The sequence below is a fragment of the Serratia sp. BIGb0163 genome, from assembly GCF_024809935.1.
Classification (GTDB): Bacteria; Pseudomonadota; Gammaproteobacteria; order Enterobacterales; family Enterobacteriaceae; genus Serratia; species Serratia quinivorans.
Genome location: NZ_JANUDZ010000011.1, coordinates 54122 through 71357, shown reverse-complemented (window position 1 = coordinate 71357; position 17236 = coordinate 54122). Strand labels below are relative to the sequence as shown.

Here is a 17236-nt window from a genome sequence, read left to right as displayed (position 1 = left end):
TATAAGCGCTTCATGTTGTTCAAACGATTAATCTTGACCTGTTAGTTATACCACTAACAGAACTTTCGCTAATCAAAAAAGGAATGCAAACATGAACTCAAGGAACAAGGACTGGCATCCGGCGGATATCATTGCGGCTCTACGTAAGAAGGGGACAACACTGGCGGCGGTTTCGCGCAAGGCGGGACTTAGCTCATCAACACTGGCAAACGCGCTGTCGCGCCCCTGGCCAAAAGGGGAATGGTTAATTGCTGAAGCACTTAACATCCATCCTGCAGAGATTTGGCCAAGCCGCTATTTCGACCCACATACCCATCACCTGCTGGATCGAAAAGCCCGCATCCGCACATAGCTACAGGCATAAAAAAACCGCCGGTACGCTGTCCGGCGGCCTATGCATACTCATGCACCACTGAATGATCAGTTATTGATAAACTTTTCGCCCAGTTCGATATCTTTGTGCAGAACATCCAGCATATCGTCCAGCGCTTTCTGCTCGAATGCGCTCAGAGTACCGATGTCCTTGCGTTCTTCAACGCCGTTCTTACCCAGCACCAGAGGCTGTGCGAAGAAGCGGGCATATTTGCCATCGCCTTCCACGTAAGCACACTCCACCACGCCTTTTTCGCCCTGCAGCGCACGAACCAGAGACAAGCCGAAACGCGCCGCCGCCTGACCCATTGACAGAGTTGCAGACCCGCCGCCGGCTTTAGCTTCAACCACTTCAGTACCCGCATTCTGGATACGCTTGGTCAGATCGGCAACTTCCTGGTCAGTGAAGCTTACGCCCGGGATCTGTGACAACAACGGCAAGATAGTCACGCCAGAGTGCCCACCGATAACCGGTACGTTCAACTCTTCCGGCTGCTTGCCTTTCAGCTCGGCCACGAAGGTGTTGGAACGGATAATGTCCAGCGAGGTCACGCCAAACAGTTTGTTTTTGTCATACACGCCGGCTTTCTTCAGCACTTCTGCTGCGATAGCCACGGTGGTGTTAACCGGGTTGGTAATAATGCCGATGCAGGCTTTCGGGCAGGTTGTTGCCACTTGCTGGATCAGATTACGCACAATGCCCGCGTTCACGTTAAACAGATCTGAACGATCCATGCCTGGTTTACGTGCAACGCCGGCAGAGATCAGTACCACGTCTGCACCGTGCAGAGCTGGAGTAGCGTCTTCGCCACTGAAGCCTTTGATTTTAACTGCGGTTGGGATGTGGCTTAAGTCGACGGCAACGCCTGGGGTAACGGGGGCAATGTCGTAGAGAGAGAGTTCAGAACCTGAAGGAAGCTGGGTTTTGAGTAGAAGGGCGAGGGCCTGGCCGATACCGCCAGCAGCACCGAGAACTGCAACTTTCATCCTATACTCCTTTATTATCTTAAATATATAAAGCGCCGTGAATATGTTGGGTACGGACCTTAAATTATTACACCTTTAAAAACAATCTCTTAACAGTCTGTTTGAGAACTGGCGCAATAAATCGACCGATGTCGCGCTTATCTTAGATTAAATCGCTTATGCATTAAGGGCATAGCGCACACTAATCAAAAATACTGCGAGGTTATTCACGAGCAAGTTAACCGGCGGTTACATTACACCCTTACATAACATCAGAACAACATCATTTTAATAACATTTTCTTTACCACCACGGACGGATCCTTCGGTCATGGAAAGGGCATATTCATGGGATACGGATTTTGTTAAAATGCCGCCCTTTCCCCATTGTCCGGCCATTATTATTTTTTCCGGACGCCATTTTATTGCATAAAAATTCATTTATATGCATAATAATCACTTCTACTGTCAACATTCCACGGTGCAAAATGCGTAATCCCGCAAAGCAGGAAGATCTGATCAAAGCGTTTAAAGCGTTATTGAAAGAAGAAAAATTCAGTTCTCAAGGCGAGATCGTTTTGGCGCTGCAAGAAGAAGGCTTCGAAAACATCAACCAATCCAAAGTATCGCGCATGCTGACCAAGTTCGGCGCGGTGCGTACGCGTAATGCCAAAATGGAAATGGTGTATTGCCTTCCAGCCGAGCTCGGCGTGCCTACCACTACCAGCCCGCTGAAGAACCTGGTGCTGGACGTCGATCATAACGACGCCGTAGTGGTGATCCACACCAGCCCCGGCGCCGCGCAGTTAATTGCCCGCCTGCTGGACTCGCTGGGTAAATCAGAAGGTATTCTCGGCACCATCGCCGGTGACGACACTATTTTCGTAACCCCGGCCAGCAGCTTTACCGCTCGTCAGTTATACGAAGCCATCCTGTCGCTGTTCGAACAAGAGTTATGATGTAGTGCGCTAACAAAATGCGGCTAACCGTCGCGTTTTGTTAGCGCTTCTTTAACCCTATCCTTACCTTTCCTTCATTCCTTGCCACGTTTAAAACCAGATTCCTGTCGCGCTGCAGCACATTTCAATGACATTGGTACGTAACTAGTGATAGCTGCTGTGATCTTCCGCACTTTTGGTCAAAAGCACTTACCTTATTGAAATTACATAAATTTAACATTGAAAGATCGTTTTATAAGCGTTTTTTATTCCATATGGTTATTAAAAATAAGCAACACCATAATAAAGTTTCACAAGAAACTGTTAGCTAACTATTAATTTTTCGCGTTACTAGATGTATACTCATTTCCGTGACGTAAATCACAGTTCACAGGAACTGATAAAAGAATACGATAAGGTGAGAAAATGAAAATTAAAGCTACCATCGCAACCATGAGCGTTCTATCCATGCTTTCTTTCGGCGCATTTGCAGCACAATCTGTTGATGCAAATCAGGCTGCAAATATGCAGTCTGCAGGCACTATCACCGTCAGCGGTGTTGCCGGTGCACCTTCAGACATCCGTCAGGCACTGTCTGAAAAAGCCGATGCCAAAGGGGCAACCGCTTACCGTGTGATCGAAGCGCGCAACGAAGGCAACTTCCACGCGACCGCAGAAATTTACAAATAAGTACAAGGCGTTACCCGGCAACGGGCAATAAAACTCTGGAACCCAGTACCCCGATAACGGCCTTCAAGTATAAAAACGCTGAAAAAGCCCTTCCAGGCGGTTATCACAACAGGACTTAATATCATGAGCATGAAAACTACCCTCGTCGCACTTAGCCTGCTGTCAGTTGTTTCCTTCGGGGCTTCTGCCGCTACGTTAATCACAAATGACCAGGCGACCAATCTTCAGTCTGTCGGTACCATTACCGCCAGCGGCATTACCGGCGCACCTTCCGATATTCGTCAGGCGCTGTCTGACAAGGCCGACAAACAAGGTGCTAAAGCCTACCGCGTGATCGAAGCCTACGAAAATGGCAACTGGCACGCGACCGCCGAAATCTATAAATAACAATTCAGAGGACAGGCTTACCGAACTGATTACCCTCGTCACTGCCACTGCCGAGTTCTGTCGTAAGCTTTGATTCTCTGAAGAAATTCGTCGTCCTATCCGACGAACCCCGTTGCCCTCGCTCGCGAGGGCTTTTTTCTGGGCGTAAAAAAGGGCCGCTATCGGCCCTTAGACGCTGGCAAAGCCCGATATTAGGGAGAGCGTGCCGATGGGGTCGTAGCGGCTTGTCCGCCGACCAATTTTCCGGGAGCAAATTGGAACGACTTCCAGTCGGCCCGCAGGGTGGGACACATGGATGTGTCCCATAATGGCCCCTCGGTGCGCTAGGCCCGAGTATCTCGGGTTCAAAGACAACTTTGTCATCAAAATCAATAGGTGGCTTTCGGATCGGGTTTGTTGGCCAAAGCCTCCAGCAGCCGATCGTGAATACCCCCAAAGCCGCCGTTACTCATCACCAGAATATGGTCGCCCGGCTGAGCCGTTTTCACGATCATATCCACCAGCGTATCCAGATCGGCGCTCCAGTGGGCCGGCTGTACGCAGGCTTCCGCCACTTCCGCCACCTGCCAGGGGATATGGTGCGGCTGGAACAGGAAGACTTCATCGGCACGACCCAGCGACGGGGCCAGATCGTTCTTGCTGATGCCCATTTTCATGGTGTTGGAGCGCGGCTCAAGCACCGCCAGAATGCGGGCAGTGCCACCCACCTTGCTACGCAACGCAGCCAGGGTCGCCAGAATTGCCGTTGGATGATGGGCAAAGTCGTCATATACCGTGACGCCATTGGCTTCACCACGCAGCTCCAGACGACGGCGGGCATTGATAAAATCGCCGAGCGCGCGGCAGGCATCTTCAGGCAACACACCCACATGGCGCGTGGCGGCAATGGCCATCAAACCGTTATGCATGTTGTGTTCACCCACCAGCGACCACTTAACTTCGCCCACCTGCTCACCATTAAGGAAAACCGCATAATGGCTGGCGTCCGGCGTCAGCTTCTGTGCACGCCATGCGCCTTCTTCCCCAACCAGCTCCTGCTCGCTCCAGCAGCCCATCGCCATCACCTGTTTCAGGTGGCTGTCGTTATCAGGCAAAATAATTTTGCCCTTGCCTGGCACCAAACGCACCAGATGGTGGAACTGTTTCTGGATCGCTTTCAGATCGTCGAAGATGTCGGCGTGATCAAACTCCAGATTGTTCAGGATAAGCGTGCGCGGGCTGTAATGCACAAACTTGGAACGCTTGTCGAAGAACGCACAGTCATATTCGTCGGCTTCGATGACAAAGAACGGGCTGCCCCCCAGGCGAGCAGAAACGTCAAAGTTGCCCGGCACGCCACCGATAACAAAGCCCGGCTGGTAGCCGCAGGCTTCCAGGATCCAGGTTGCCATGCCGGCGGTGGTGGTCTTGCCGTGTGTCCCGGCAACGGCCAGTACCCAGCGATCGCGCAGCACATAATCATGCAGCCACTGTGGGCCGGAAACGTAAGGGATACCCTGCTCCAGTACTGCTTCAACACACGGATTACCGCGCGTCATGGCGTTACCGATGATCACCAGATCCGGCGCAGGATCCAACTGAGCCGGATCGTAACCCTGGATCAGTGCGATCCCTTCTTTCTCCAACAGCGTGCTCATCGGCGGATAGACATTAGCGTCAGAGCCGGTCACCTCATGCCCTAGCGAACGAGCCAGCACCGCCAGCCCGCCCATAAAGGTGCCACAGATCCCAAGAATGTGAATGCGCATAGTTTTCTCATAGAGTACGTCGAATGTTGGCACATTCTAACGCTCAGAATCGTCCAGAAGAAATGGATTTGCCTATGAATAGCGTTCATCTTTGGGCTACACTGCTCGCGAATACGTTGGCGGTTTGTTAACAAACCGCTACCCATCCGTAGATTCAGGGATTGTGTCATGAAAACGTTAGGCGAATTTATCGTCGAGAAACAGCACGACTTCTCTCACGCCACCGGCGAGCTGACAGCGTTACTTTCTGCAATTAAACTGGGCGCCAAAATCATCCACCGCGATATCAACAAAGCGGGTCTGGTTGATATTCTCGGCACCAGCGGCGTTTCCAATGTACAGGGTGAAGTTCAGATGAAACTGGACCTGTACGCTAACGAAAAGCTGAAAGCAGCATTGAAAGCGCGCGGTGAAGTTGCGGGTATCGCTTCTGAAGAAGAAGATGAAATCGTGATATTCGACGGCGAGCGGGCTGAAAATGCCAAGTACGTGGTGCTGATGGATCCGTTGGACGGTTCGTCCAACATCGATGTCAACGTCTCGGTCGGTACGATTTTCTCTATCTATCGTCGCATTACCCCGGTCGGCATTCCCGTGACCGAAGAAGACTTCCTGCAGCCAGGCAGCGCTCAGGTCGCCGCCGGCTATGTGGTTTATGGTTCATCCACCATGCTGGTGTACACCACCGGTTATGGCGTGCATGCCTTTACCTACGATCCTTCTCTGGGCGTGTTCTGCCTCTCCCATGAGAAAGTTCGCTTCCCGGCTACCGGCAATATGTATTCCATCAACGAAGGTAACTACATCAAGTTCCCGCGCGGTGTGAAGAAATACATCAAATATTGTCAGGAACAGGATGAAGCCACTCAGCGCCCTTATACCTCACGCTACATCGGTTCGCTGGTTGCCGACTTCCACCGCAACCTGCTCAAAGGCGGCATCTATATTTATCCAAGCACCGCCAGCCACCCGCAAGGCAAGCTGCGCCTGCTGTATGAATGCAACCCGATGGCGTTCCTGGCGGAACAGGCCGGCGGTAAAGCCAGCGACGGTAAAAACCGTATTCTGGACATTACCCCGGTGAAACTGCACCAGCGTGCACCGTTCTTCGTCGGCACCAAATCCATGGTGGAAGACGCCGAGCGCTTTATCGCCGAGAACCCGGACGAATAACCGGTTCTATGTGGGGGGCGCCTGTCGCCCCCCTGCATTATAGTTTGAACGCCGCCATACTCTGGGCCAACAACTGGGCCTGATCCTCCAGCGAGCGCGTTGCCGCCGCTGACTCCTCGACCAATGCCGCATTTTGCTGCGCCACCTGATCCATCTGCGCCACCGCCAGATTAACCTGTTCAATACCGCTGCTTTGCTCACGCGTTGCCGCAGAAATTTCCCGCATCAACGCCGTCACACGCCCTACCTCACCGGTTATACCATTCATGGTTTTCGCCGCTGACTCGGCCATCTGCTCGCCTTCCTGTACCCGATTTTGCGAAGCTTCGATCAACCCTTTTATCTCCTTGGCCGATTGTGCGCTGCGCTGAGCCAGGCTGCGTACTTCACCCGCCACCACGGCAAAACCGCGCCCTTGCTCACCCGCGCGTGCCGCTTCTACCGCCGCATTCAGCGCCAGAATATTGGTCTGGAAGGAAATACCGTCCATCACGCTGATAATATCGGCGATACGCCGCGAGCTATCGGTAATGGCCTGCATCTTGTCCATCACCTGGCTGACGACCTCACTGCCCTGATTGGCAATATCAGAGACGCTGAGCGCCAGTTGATTGGCCTGCTCGCAATTCTCGGCGTTCATTTTCACCGTCGAGGTCAGCTGTTCCATGCTGGCAGCGGTTTCCTCCAGCGAAGCGGCCGACTCTTCGGTGCGCTGCGCCAAATGCAGGTTGCCGGCGGCCAGCTCGCGTGAGCCGGTGTCAATTTGGCTGCTGGCATCACGAACCTTGCTGACCGAACTGACCAGCGCCTGCTGCATCCGCTGCATCGCACGGATCAGACGACCCATTTCGGTTTCCCCTTCGCCGGTGATGTCGTGCGTCAGGTCGCCGCCGGCGATATGTTCCAACTGGGCGATGGACTCATCGAGTGGGCGCAGAATGATCACCCGCAGCGCGAACCAGGCCAATACCGCCAGCAACACGCTGAGCAGGCCGGCGATCAGGATCAGGGTAATCTTGGTGCTGGCATTGCTTTCCGCTTCATTCACCCGCTGCTGGCCGATCTTCATGGCAAAACTGCGGAAGTCGCTGAGGTCCTTTTCGAAAGCGATGCTCAGGGCAGAGATTTTGGTTTCCTGGATGTCGTAATAGTCATCAACCTTGCCGGCCTTGATGGCGTCGGCCATCGGTCTGACGCCCTGTTCCAGATAGGCGCGGTAACTGTTTTGCAAGCGACTGGACAGTTCACGCCCACGTTCGGTGACGGTGCCGACGCTGACAAAGCGCGCCATTTCCTGTTTCGACTGTGCAAGGTAATCATAGATGCGCCCCACAGTGGCGTCGGATACCTCGATCTGGCCGATTTCACGCTGGCGCACCGCCAAGGAGGCGGCCGTTCTGGCGCGTAGCGTCAGGTTGGAGCTACTGGCCAGCGACCCCAGTTCTTCCCCTAAAATCTGGTTGAGGGTGTGCAACGATCGCGACCCTTCGTTAATGGCGTTGACGCCGATGGTGCTGACCATAATCAACAGCAGCGTCATCAGGCTCAGCAAGGCAATCAGCCCGGCCTTGACCGTAATCTTTTTTAGCATGAGTTCTTCCCGGCTTCAGAAATAGTGAGTTCTAACGTAGAGGAGGTAAAACGCGGAGCCAGACTTCGCCGACTCATTATTATTTGATGAAGTTATCGGCAACCTCGGGGAAAACTTAACGTCGCTGGAGGATTAATCTGGAAATTCAGTGGATGACTGTCTGCCGGGGCTTGGGTGATGAAAAGGGCAGGAAATCGCAAAAGAGTCCGCTATAATAGCCGCCACTCCATTTCTGGTTTGATTAAAGGAAACCGACATGAGCTTGCTTAACGTCCCTGCTGGCAAAGACCTGCCAGAAGACATCTACGTAGTTATCGAAATCCCGGCCAATGCCGATCCGATCAAATATGAAATCGACAAGGACACCGGCGCGCTGTTTGTTGACCGTTTCATGTCCACCGCGATGTTCTATCCGTGCAACTACGGTTACATCAACCACACCCTGTCTCTGGACGGTGATCCGGTTGACGTGCTGGTACCAACGCCATACCCGCTGCAGCCTGGTTCAGTGATCCGCTGCCGTCCGGTGGGCGTACTGAAGATGACCGACGAAGCCGGTGAAGATGCGAAACTGGTTGCCGTTCCGCACAGCAAACTGAGCAAAGAGTACGATCACATCAAAGATGTGAACGACCTGCCGGAACTGCTGAAAGCACAGATCTCTCATTTCTTCGAGCACTACAAAGATCTGGAGAAGGGCAAATGGGTGAAAGTGGAAGGCTGGGCAGACGCTGCCGCTGCCAAAGCTGAAATCATTGCCTCTTTCGAACGTGCTGCCAAGAAGTAATTCCTGACCGCCGTCCGATAAAAAAACACCGCTCAGTGAGCGGTGTTTTTTTTACTTTTCGTCGAGACGCTTCAGCCAGTCACCGCTGTTAATCCGCGGGTAACCGTCCACACTGTGTTTATACAGGTAGATCCACGCACTTCCATAAGGCGTCTGAATCAGCTCGCGCTTATAGTCCTTGGTGTTGCTTTTCAGTTCGTCCAGCTCAGCCAAAATCGATGAGTTGATGCGGTACACCTCACAATGTACCGTGCCCTCTCCAGGGATCGCCGCCGGGTAATGGCCCAGATTATAAATCTGATAGCCTTCGAGCTCATGCTCGCCTAACCATTGGGCGTTAGTCATCCAATGGCTGTTTCCCTGTTTGCGTCGTAAACTGCCGTAGACAATTATTCGCATCGCTAAAACTCAAACTGATAGAGCAAATCTAATGCCTGGTCGAGACCAGACACCGCTTCAAGATACAATTTAGGCATCAGGCGGTAACGCAACGTCAGTGTGGCCAATGAGTCGAAAATGCCCACCCCATATTTTACTTGTAAGCCTGGGAGAACATAACCGCTGACGACAACCTGGGAACTGTCGCCAACCCCCTGAGTATCCAGGGCCAAATTGCTTACGCCAAATGCCTCGCCGATTTTACCCACAAGTTGACCACTTTGTGCAACCCCCATCCCAATTAACATTGAGGTCATTGCGTTGCCATCAGCTCCGGAACTGCCCAATCCCTGACCGCGCAACAGATAAGACAGCGCTTCCTGCTGGGATTTGGCCGGATCCGAGAACACTTCCAGCTTGGGTGCATCCGCCAACCCGGTGACGCGTACCCCAGCGGTAACGTCATCTTCGGTCGAGTCCGGATTACGGATCGCCTCAAGATTCAGCAACGGCTGATCCGGCGGCCCCGAGAACATCAACTGGCCCTTGCGAACGATCAAATCCTGACCATAAGCATGGAAGCGACCGGAAGGGATGTCAATCTGACCGTTCAGGCCCAGGCCATTCTTATCCTGCACCACTTTCAGATCGCCCTTCAACCGCGCTTTCAGACCAAAGGCATCCAATCGCACATCGTTGCCAACGTGGATCATCAGGTTGCTGTTGATCGGGATCCCCGCCGTTTTCGGCTGTATCGGTTTAAGCTGCTCATCCAGCATCACTTCGTCGGAAGAGACGCCCACCGCGCTTTCCGGCAGTTCCTGTACCGTAATACGCGCCCACGGAATATCTACCGAACCATTAAGTGAGAACAGCTGCGGCGTGGCTTCAAAGACCAGATCAGGTGACACGTCGATGCGGATCATCGGCGGCACCGTCACCCGCAATTTATCGCCCTTGGCGGCAATGCGTGCACGCCAGGCGTTGATATCACGCCAGTCAGCGTCACCGGACAGATTAAGCTGACCGTGGGTGGTGCTGACCAAGCCTTCCAGCGTCGAGGTCATGCCGTCAAAGTTCATCGCCAACCGGCCTTCGGTCATGTCGAACGGCATCCAGTGACCGTCAATATCGACCTTGTCCAATGCCATACGGCCATACACCAAAGGTTTCTGCGCGTTACCGCCCAGACGCAGGTTGGCATTCAGCATGCCCGCGGCTTTTTCCCCCTGCATCAACGCCGGGTTAATCATCGCCAGTGAAATATTGGTAATGTTGACGTTACCGCTGATATTGCGGCGCACCTGCGGATCGACAACCTGTACGTTACCGTCAAACTGACCATTATTGGTCAGCTTAATCAACCAGTCGGCCTGCGCACGGCCATTGGTCAGCCCGGCGTTGAGATTCAGCTTGTCAAAGGCGATCGGCAGCGCATTACCCTGCACCTGCTGTACCACCTTCACGCCGTTGCCCACCAGCGAGACTTTCGCCTCCGGCAACGCACCGCCCGGTTTCCAGCTGACGTCCGCCCGCCCGCTGAACACGCCGCTCAGTGACGTCTCCGGGCCGAGGAAAGGCTTGATCATCGCCAGATCAAAGCGGTTCAGCACCACGCTGGCCTGACCGCTCTGCCCGGCCTCGATGGTTTTCGGCACGCAGAGTTCGGCATTCGGGTTCTGCCAGCAGTGTGGCCCGATACTGATTTTCTGTGCGGTATTCAGATAATCGAGTGCGATGGCGCGACTTAACCGCCATTCCCCCACCGGAGTATCGAAGCGCGTATTGTTCAGGTTGCCGCGCCAGCGTTGCTGCTCGCGATCGAAACTGCCCTGCAGCGCCAACTGGCCAGAGACCGGTTTGCCGTCAATTTTCAGTTGCAGCTGATGCTGTTTCTCACTGCCTTTGGCATCCAAAGTCAGCAGGTTGATGTCCAACGCATCTTGCTTGAGCTGTTCGACGCGCACCGCCAGTTGCCCCTGGATCTGGTCGCTGGAACGCACGTCACCGTCAATTTTGACCCGGTTGATACGCAGCGCCTGCCACTGCAGGCCAGACGCGGTCAGGTCCGCCAGCAACTGAGGTGCCTGCAGGTTGCCGCGTAGCTTAAGCAAACCTTTCGCCGTACCGCCCAGTCCCGGCAAAGCGCCGTCGAGGCGCGGCGCGTCGATGTTCGCATCCAGGTTCCAGCTCTTCTCGTCCAGTTGGCCTTTGACGTTCAGTTGGTTACGACCCAGAGTCAGATCGATACCCGGAATTTTCCATTGGCCGGCAGCGTTGCCGCTGAGCGTACCGCGCGCGGTGACCTTGTTTTGCTTCACGTTACCGTCGAGCTGCAGCACCGGCACCTGCAATTGCCAACTGCCGCCGTGCAGACTACCGCGGGTGGTGATTTTGCCGTCCAACTTCGCCGGCCATTCCGGCCACTGTTTGGCGGTATTGATGCCGCTCAGCGTTAGCTGTGAATTCCAGCTGATGGCCTTGCTCCAGTCCACCAGCGCGGTCAGATCGGTATTGCCCTGCAAGGCCGCCAACCGCAGGCGATCCAGTTTGAACTGTTCAACGTTACCTTTACCGTCCAGCGTCAGTACCGCCGGGGGCAAGTCCTGGCCTTTGATATTGGCGCGGGTCGACAACGCATAGTCGGTTGCCTTGCCGTTAAAGCGCAGGCGGAAATCGTTGATCTGGTATTGCGCCTCGCCGCTCAACGGCCATTTCAGCTGTTTACTTTGCAGCGTCAGCGCCAGCGGTAAACCGGCTTCGGCCAGTTGGGTTTGCAGATCAAGCTGCGCGCCGACCGGACCGGACAGGTTGAGCGCTACCTTGAGTTCTTCACGCAGCCCACCGCCAATGTTCAGCTTAACCTTTTCGCCTTTCAATGGATCGATGTTCAACGTGCTGTTGGCCACCATTTCCACCGGCCAACTGCCGGTCAGCGTAGCTTGCCCCTGGGCCGACAGCGTGCCCTGCGGGGATTTGACGTCGAAATTGTCCAGCTGGATATGCTGATCCAGAGTACTGGCCTGCAGCAGCAGGCTGGTGATCAGCACGTCGGTATCACCGGTCAACCGCAGCTGTTCGCCGCTGATCTCCTTAACGGTGATATCCAGCGGCAGGCGAATGTCCGGCAGATCCGGCAGCAGTGGCTTGGCGAACAGTTCTTTCAGCGTTTCGCCCAGCGGCTTCTCTTCCGGCTGAGGAGCCGGCTTCGCGCCCTGATTGGCTTTTTCCTCTACCTTTTTCGCTACCTCAACCACCGGTTGCACCGCCTCCGGCAGTGGGTTCTGCGGCGTTTTCGGCAGAGCTATCAACAAGCCGCTGATTTTGGTTGGCAGCAGGGTCAGAGCACGTTCCTGCCACTGTGCGCCAGTACGGAACTCGCCAAGAGAAATGGCCGTATCGTCGACGCTGACCTTAACGTTGTTCAGCGCCAGCATGCGTAAAGTGATGGGGTACGGCGTGCTCAGGTTGGTGGTCGGCTCGCTGGTCTCTGCCACCGGCGCGGACGGCGTCATTTCTTTGGTTTTCACCACCACGTCCACATCCTGCGCAGTCAGGGCGTTGACGCACAGCGAACTGTTTTTAAAACAGGCCAGATCCAGCGACAGATGGAACTGCCCGGCATTTACCGTCACGCCGGGCATCTGGTATTTCACGCCTTTCAGCGTCAGGTCACGCCAGCCGCCGGTGACGCTGGCAATATCCAGCCCCGGCACCCAGCGTGCCGCACTGTTGATAACCAAATGCAAACCACTGGTGGTCCCGAGCAGGTACGCAACGCCGCCGATCAGCAATAGCAGGACAATCAGGAAACCCAGGCAAATCTTTTTTATCAGGCTCATAGTTCAGGCCCCAAACCAATATAGAACTGCACCCCGTGGGTGTCTTTATCCCCAACCGGGGCGGCGATATCCAGCTTCACCGGGCCAACCGGTGACTGCCAGCGCACGCCGAAGCCGGCACCGGTCTTAAAGTCGCTCTGCTTGATATCGTTCACCGCTTCGCCTGAATCGACAAACACCGCGCCCCACCATTTGCCGGTCACGTTGTATTGATACTCCAGCGAACCGGTCAGCATTTTGGATGCACCGGTCAGCTTACCGTCGTCGTCGCGGGGTGAAATGCCCTTGTACTTGTAACCACGAATGCTGCGATCGCCACCGGCGAAGAATCGCAGGTCTGGCGGCACTCTCTCAAAGTCGTTGGTTTCAATCCAGCCCACCTGCCCACGCGCGACAAAACGGTGCTTGTCGGCCAGGGTGCGGATCCAGACGTTCTGCGCCTGCATCAGCGCAAAGTCTACGTCTGATCCCCAGGTGCTGTCGGACACATCGATAGAATAGCGCTGGCTGTCACCCCAGGTGGGCATCAGGCCGCCGCGCGAACGGGTGCGGTTAACGCTAACGCCGGGATACAGCAGCATGGTGGTGTTGGTGACGTTACCCTGAGTAAAGTGGTCAAGACGCCAGGTCAGGTTCAATGCCCGCTGCCAGCCGCTGGAAAGATCCCAGTTGCGGGAAACCACCGCTTTTGAAGTGACGGACTTGGTATCGTTGAGATCGACGTTCTTGAAACCGCCCTGCAGCAGATAGTACTGCTCCAGTGGATTCTTCAATAACGGGATTTTATAGGTCAAATCGAGCTGCTGTTCCGGGGCCGAAACGCTGGCGCTGGTTTCCAGGCTGTGACCTCGGTCGTTAAGCCAGGGTTTTTTCCAGGTGCCTTTGATCCGGGGACCGACGTCGGTGGAATAACCGACCCCGGTTTCGATGGTGTTACGCGTGCGCGGCGATACCAACGCATCTAACGGCAAAATCTTGTTCTCTTTGGCATCTTTGAAATCAGGGGACACCACCACCGAGTTAAACCAGTTAGTGGCGGATAAACGGCGGTTCAGTTCGGCCAGGTCTTCCGAACTGTAATAATCCCCCTGATGAAAGGGCACCAGATTTTGCAGATAGTCTTCACGAATTTGCGAGCCGGTAAACTTCACCTGGCCAAAGCGATAACGCTGCCCGCTGTTGAAGTCGATGTCCCAATAGGCCTTGTGCAGCTCTTCGGCCACGCCGAGCTGGCTCTTGGTCAAATCGGCATCGAAATAGCCTTTACGCAGTGCCAGGCCGGTCAGCGAACCTTTAAAACTGTCGTATTTGCCGTGATTGAGGATCTCGCCTATCGTCGGCTTGCCTTTTTTGACTAACGCCAGATAGTCGTCATCGGTTTTCGCGCCGCCTTCCAGCACGATATTGGCGCCGGCAATCCGCACCGGCTCGCCCGGATTAACCTTGGCGTGCAGCACCGGACGAGCCAGCCCTGGCCGGTCATCCAGCGTAAAGTCGATGGTGGGCTGATAATAGCCAAGTGCTCTCAGCCCCTGACGGACGGCTTCATCCACACGTGCGCGAAAACGGCCATCTGTACTGACCTCCTCCGGCGTGATAGACGACAAACGCACCCGGACGTTTTTTTCCAATTCCCCACTAAGTCCTTCAACCTGCAGCCGCACATTCGCCGAATAGGCCGCAGGCGTGGCGAGCAGCGCACACACAAAGCACAGGGCACGGTATCGTGGCACGTGTTCTCCTTAATTTATTTTACTTTCCTGTAATAACACTCGCTCTGGGGCCAGGGCCTACTCCGCGCTATCAGGACGGCGGCCCTTTTCAGCATTTTTCCAGACGCTGCATGTTACGGTTTTACTGCCGCAGTGAACTGGCGCATTCTTATCTTTTGGCGCTCTAGATACTGCGTTAATCTGATACATAATCTCAATATGTAGCTTATTGTGGGCAAAGTTGCGGTTAGATACAACTTAACTGCCGCCTCTTGGGCCAATTCTTACTGTGACAACAGGAGTCAACCGTGGTGCCATTTTTTGATAAAACACAAACTGTCGACCAGGTAAACGCATTACCTGGCCGCACCACTCCCATGCCGGTTGCCACGCTTAACGTGGTCACCGATCACTCAATGACCCAAGTGCCGGACGGCCTGGAAGTAGCGATCTTCGCCATGGGGTGTTTCTGGGGAGTGGAACGCCTGTTCTGGCAGCAGCAAGGGGTTTACAGCACCGCAGCAGGCTACAGCGGTGGCTATACGCCAAACCCGACCTACCGCGAAGTATGCAGCGGCCAAACGGGCCACACGGAAGTGGTACGAGTGGTATTCGATCCGAAAATCATCAGCTACAAACAGTTGCTGCAGGTATTCTGGGAGAACCACGATCCGGCGCAGGGCATGCGTCAGGGCGGCGACGTCGGTACCCAGTATCGCTCGGCGATTTATACGCTGACGCCGGAGCAGCAGACCGAAGCGGAAAGCAGCCTGCAGCGTTTCCAACAGGCGATGGAGCAGGCCGGCGATAAACGCGCCATCACCACCGAAGTTGCACCGGCCCTGCCGTTCTACTATGCCGAGGACGACCACCAGCAGTACCTGTACAAAAACCCTGAAGGATACTGTGGTCTGGGTGGTATCGGTGTTTGCTTGCCACCACAGGGCTAAGCCGCAGGTTGGAGGTAATTTTTTAACCGCTGGCGGCCCCGGTAGGGCTGCTGCTATACTGTGCGGGCCGGATCATCGGCCCGATAACCTTCTTTCTGGTTGTTATCGCTACTTTTTTTACAATGTACTACCCTTCCTCAAGAGCGCCGTCATCCCGTCGGCACGTATGGATAGATTATGTTAAACAGTATTTTACTGATTCTTTTTCTGATCGCAGTGAGTGCGTTCTTCTCACTGTCGGAAATATCTCTGGCCGCGTCACGCAAGATTAAACTGAAAATGATGGCTGACGAAGGTAACGTCAATGCCGCCAAAGTCCTCAAACTGCAGGAAACCCCGGGGCTGTATTTTACCGTGGTACAGATTGGCCTGAACGCCGTGGCCATTCTCGGCGGTATCGTCGGCGATGCAGCCTTTTCTCCTACATTCCAACCGTTGTTCGACCGCTTTTTATCACCTGAACTGGCAGAGCAGGCCAGCTTCGTCTGTTCGTTCGTGCTGGTAACCAGCCTGTTTATCCTGTTTGCAGATTTGACCCCGAAGCGCATCGGTATGATTGCACCAGAGACGTTTGCCGTCCGGATCATCAACCCGATGCGTTTCTCGATCATGATTTTCCGGCCGCTGGTGTGGTTCTTCAACGGCATGGCAAACCTGATCTTCCGCCTGTTCAAACTGCCGATGGTGCGCAAAGACGACATCACCTCCGACGATATCTACGCGGTGGTAGAAGCCGGTGCCCTGGCGGGTGTGCTGCGCAAACAGGAACATGAGCTGATCGAAAACGTGTTCGAACTGGAGTCTCGCACCGTCCCTTCGTCGATGACCTCGCGTGAAAGCGTGGTTTACTTCGACCTGCGTGAGACCGAAGAAAGCATTATCGAGAAGGTTTCGACCCATCCGCACTCCAAGTTCCTGGTCTGTGATGGCAATATCGATCAAGTCGTCGGCTACGTGGACTCCAAAGACCTGTTGAACCGCGTGCTGGGCAATCAGAGCCTGGTGCTGAGCAGCGGCGTGCAGATCCGCTCGGCGCTGATCGTGCCGGATACCCTGACGCTGTCCGAAGCGCTGGAAAGCTTTAAAACCGCCGGTGAAGACTTTGCGGTTATTCTCAATGAATATGCGTTGGTCGTGGGTATCATCACACTCAATGACGTGATGACCACGCTGATGGGCGATCTGGTAGGCCAGGGCCAGGAAGAGCAGATCGTGGCGCGTGATGAAAGCTCATGGCTGATTGAGGGCGGGACGCCGATCGACGATGTAATGCGCGTGCTGCACATTGATGAGTTCCCGCAGGCGGGCAACTACGAAACCATCGGCGGCTTTATGATGTATATGCTGCGCAAGATCCCGAAACGGACCGACTTCGTCAAATACGCCGGCTACAAGTTTGAAGTGGTGGATATCGACAGCTACAAGATTGACCAGCTGTTGGTAACCCGGCTGAGCGACAAACCGGCATCGGTACTGCCGAAGGCACCGGAAGAAAAACCCGCAGCCTGATCTCCATCGATAAAAACGTCAGCGGCCCCAAACGGGGCCGCGATTATTTTAGCTTTTGCAGGTGCTCTAACTATTACCCTATGAATTTCGAGTTGCAGCTAGGCGGCCAGCTCACTCATCCCCAGGCGCTTACTTTAGTAAGTAACTGAGGTGACAAATCTGTCGGGAACAGATTTGAACGCTGCTTGCAGCGG

15 protein-coding genes are annotated in these 17236 nt (G+C 54.5%); 8 read left to right on the top strand and 7 right to left on the bottom strand.

Annotated features, from left to right (window positions below; genetic code table 11):
* The first annotated feature begins 91 nt into the window (after positions 1-91).
* On the top strand, positions 92-352 hold the full coding sequence (locus M2406_RS24945) for a helix-turn-helix transcriptional regulator (protein WP_012004930.1): 261 nt from the start codon (positions 92-94) through the stop codon (positions 350-352).
* A gap of 68 nt (positions 353-420) precedes the next feature.
* Here the strand turns inward: M2406_RS24945 and mdh are convergent, their stop codons facing one another.
* Both mdh and M2406_RS24935 read right to left on the bottom strand, forming a co-directional pair.
* Positions 421-1359 carry a malate dehydrogenase gene (gene mdh, locus M2406_RS24940; protein WP_012004929.1) on the bottom strand — a complete coding sequence of 313 codons (939 nt, stop codon included), beginning with the start codon at positions 1357-1359 and terminating at the stop codon, positions 421-423.
* Positions 1360-1610: 251 nt separating this feature from the next.
* Positions 1611-1736, bottom strand: coding sequence for a hypothetical protein (locus M2406_RS24935; protein ID WP_259191791.1), 126 nt, complete (start codon positions 1734-1736; stop codon positions 1611-1613).
* A gap of 89 nt (positions 1737-1825) precedes the next feature.
* On the opposite strand from M2406_RS24935, the gene argR reads away from it, so the two are divergent.
* From argR to yhcN (M2406_RS24920), 3 genes are all read left to right on the top strand, one after another.
* Complete coding sequence (gene argR / locus M2406_RS24930) at positions 1826-2296, top strand: transcriptional regulator ArgR (RefSeq protein WP_004952803.1); 471 nt, start codon at positions 1826-1828, stop codon at positions 2294-2296.
* 405 nt (positions 2297-2701) lie between these two features.
* Complete coding sequence (gene yhcN, locus M2406_RS24925; RefSeq protein ID WP_012004928.1) at positions 2702-2965, top strand: peroxide/acid stress response protein YhcN; 264 nt, start codon at positions 2702-2704, stop codon at positions 2963-2965.
* A 123-nt stretch (positions 2966-3088) separates the two neighbouring features.
* Entirely contained in the window at positions 3089-3352 is a 264-nt protein-coding gene (yhcN, locus tag M2406_RS24920) for a peroxide/acid stress response protein YhcN (protein WP_012004927.1), read from the top strand.
* A 368-nt stretch (positions 3353-3720) separates the two neighbouring features.
* On the opposite strand, the gene mpl is transcribed toward yhcN (M2406_RS24920), so the two are convergent.
* Positions 3721-5100 carry a UDP-N-acetylmuramate:L-alanyl-gamma-D-glutamyl-meso-diaminopimelate ligase gene (gene mpl, locus M2406_RS24915; RefSeq protein ID WP_012004926.1) on the bottom strand — a complete coding sequence of 460 codons (1380 nt, stop codon included), beginning with the start codon at positions 5098-5100 and terminating at the stop codon, positions 3721-3723.
* Between the two features lie 168 nt (positions 5101-5268).
* Between mpl and fbp the strand changes: the two genes are divergently transcribed.
* The gene (gene fbp, locus M2406_RS24910; RefSeq protein ID WP_012004925.1) at positions 5269-6273 is read left to right on the top strand and encodes a class 1 fructose-bisphosphatase; all 1005 of its coding nucleotides are present in this window, start codon (positions 5269-5271) and stop codon (positions 6271-6273) included.
* A 37-nt stretch (positions 6274-6310) separates the two neighbouring features.
* Here the strand turns inward: fbp and M2406_RS24905 are convergent, their stop codons facing one another.
* Entirely contained in the window at positions 6311-7864 is a 1554-nt protein-coding gene (locus M2406_RS24905) for a methyl-accepting chemotaxis protein (RefSeq protein ID WP_012004924.1), read from the bottom strand.
* Positions 7865-8120: 256 nt separating this feature from the next.
* Here M2406_RS24905 and ppa point away from each other — a divergent pair, with 256 nt between their 5' ends.
* Positions 8121-8651 (top strand): inorganic diphosphatase, encoded by a 531-nt coding sequence (ppa, locus tag M2406_RS24900; RefSeq protein ID WP_012004923.1) that lies wholly within the window; start codon positions 8121-8123, stop codon positions 8649-8651.
* A 51-nt stretch (positions 8652-8702) separates the two neighbouring features.
* Here the strand turns inward: ppa and M2406_RS24895 are convergent, their stop codons facing one another.
* The 3 genes from M2406_RS24895 to M2406_RS24885 are packed head-to-tail and all read right to left on the bottom strand — an operon-like array spanning position 8703 to position 14604.
* Complete coding sequence (locus M2406_RS24895; protein WP_006317485.1) at positions 8703-9050, bottom strand: gamma-glutamylcyclotransferase; 348 nt, start codon at positions 9048-9050, stop codon at positions 8703-8705.
* Positions 9051-9052: 2 nt separating this feature from the next.
* Positions 9053-12871 carry a translocation/assembly module TamB domain-containing protein gene (locus M2406_RS24890; protein WP_259191787.1) on the bottom strand — a complete coding sequence of 1273 codons (3819 nt, stop codon included), beginning with the start codon at positions 12869-12871 and terminating at the stop codon, positions 9053-9055.
* A complete protein-coding gene (locus tag M2406_RS24885) occupies positions 12868-14604 on the bottom strand; it encodes an autotransporter assembly complex family protein (RefSeq protein WP_012004920.1) in 1737 nt (578 codons plus the stop codon). Before M2406_RS24885 ends, M2406_RS24890 begins: the two co-directional genes overlap by 4 nt.
* Before the next feature lie 287 nt (positions 14605-14891).
* Here M2406_RS24885 and msrA point away from each other — a divergent pair, with 287 nt between their 5' ends.
* Both msrA and M2406_RS24875 read left to right on the top strand, forming a co-directional pair.
* The gene (gene msrA, locus M2406_RS24880; protein WP_405050637.1) at positions 14892-15533 is read left to right on the top strand and encodes a peptide-methionine (S)-S-oxide reductase MsrA; all 642 of its coding nucleotides are present in this window, start codon (positions 14892-14894) and stop codon (positions 15531-15533) included.
* Positions 15534-15710: 177 nt separating this feature from the next.
* Positions 15711-17042 carry a hemolysin family protein gene (locus M2406_RS24875; RefSeq protein ID WP_112364410.1) on the top strand — a complete coding sequence of 444 codons (1332 nt, stop codon included), beginning with the start codon at positions 15711-15713 and terminating at the stop codon, positions 17040-17042.
* Positions 17043-17236 lie beyond the last annotated feature (194 nt).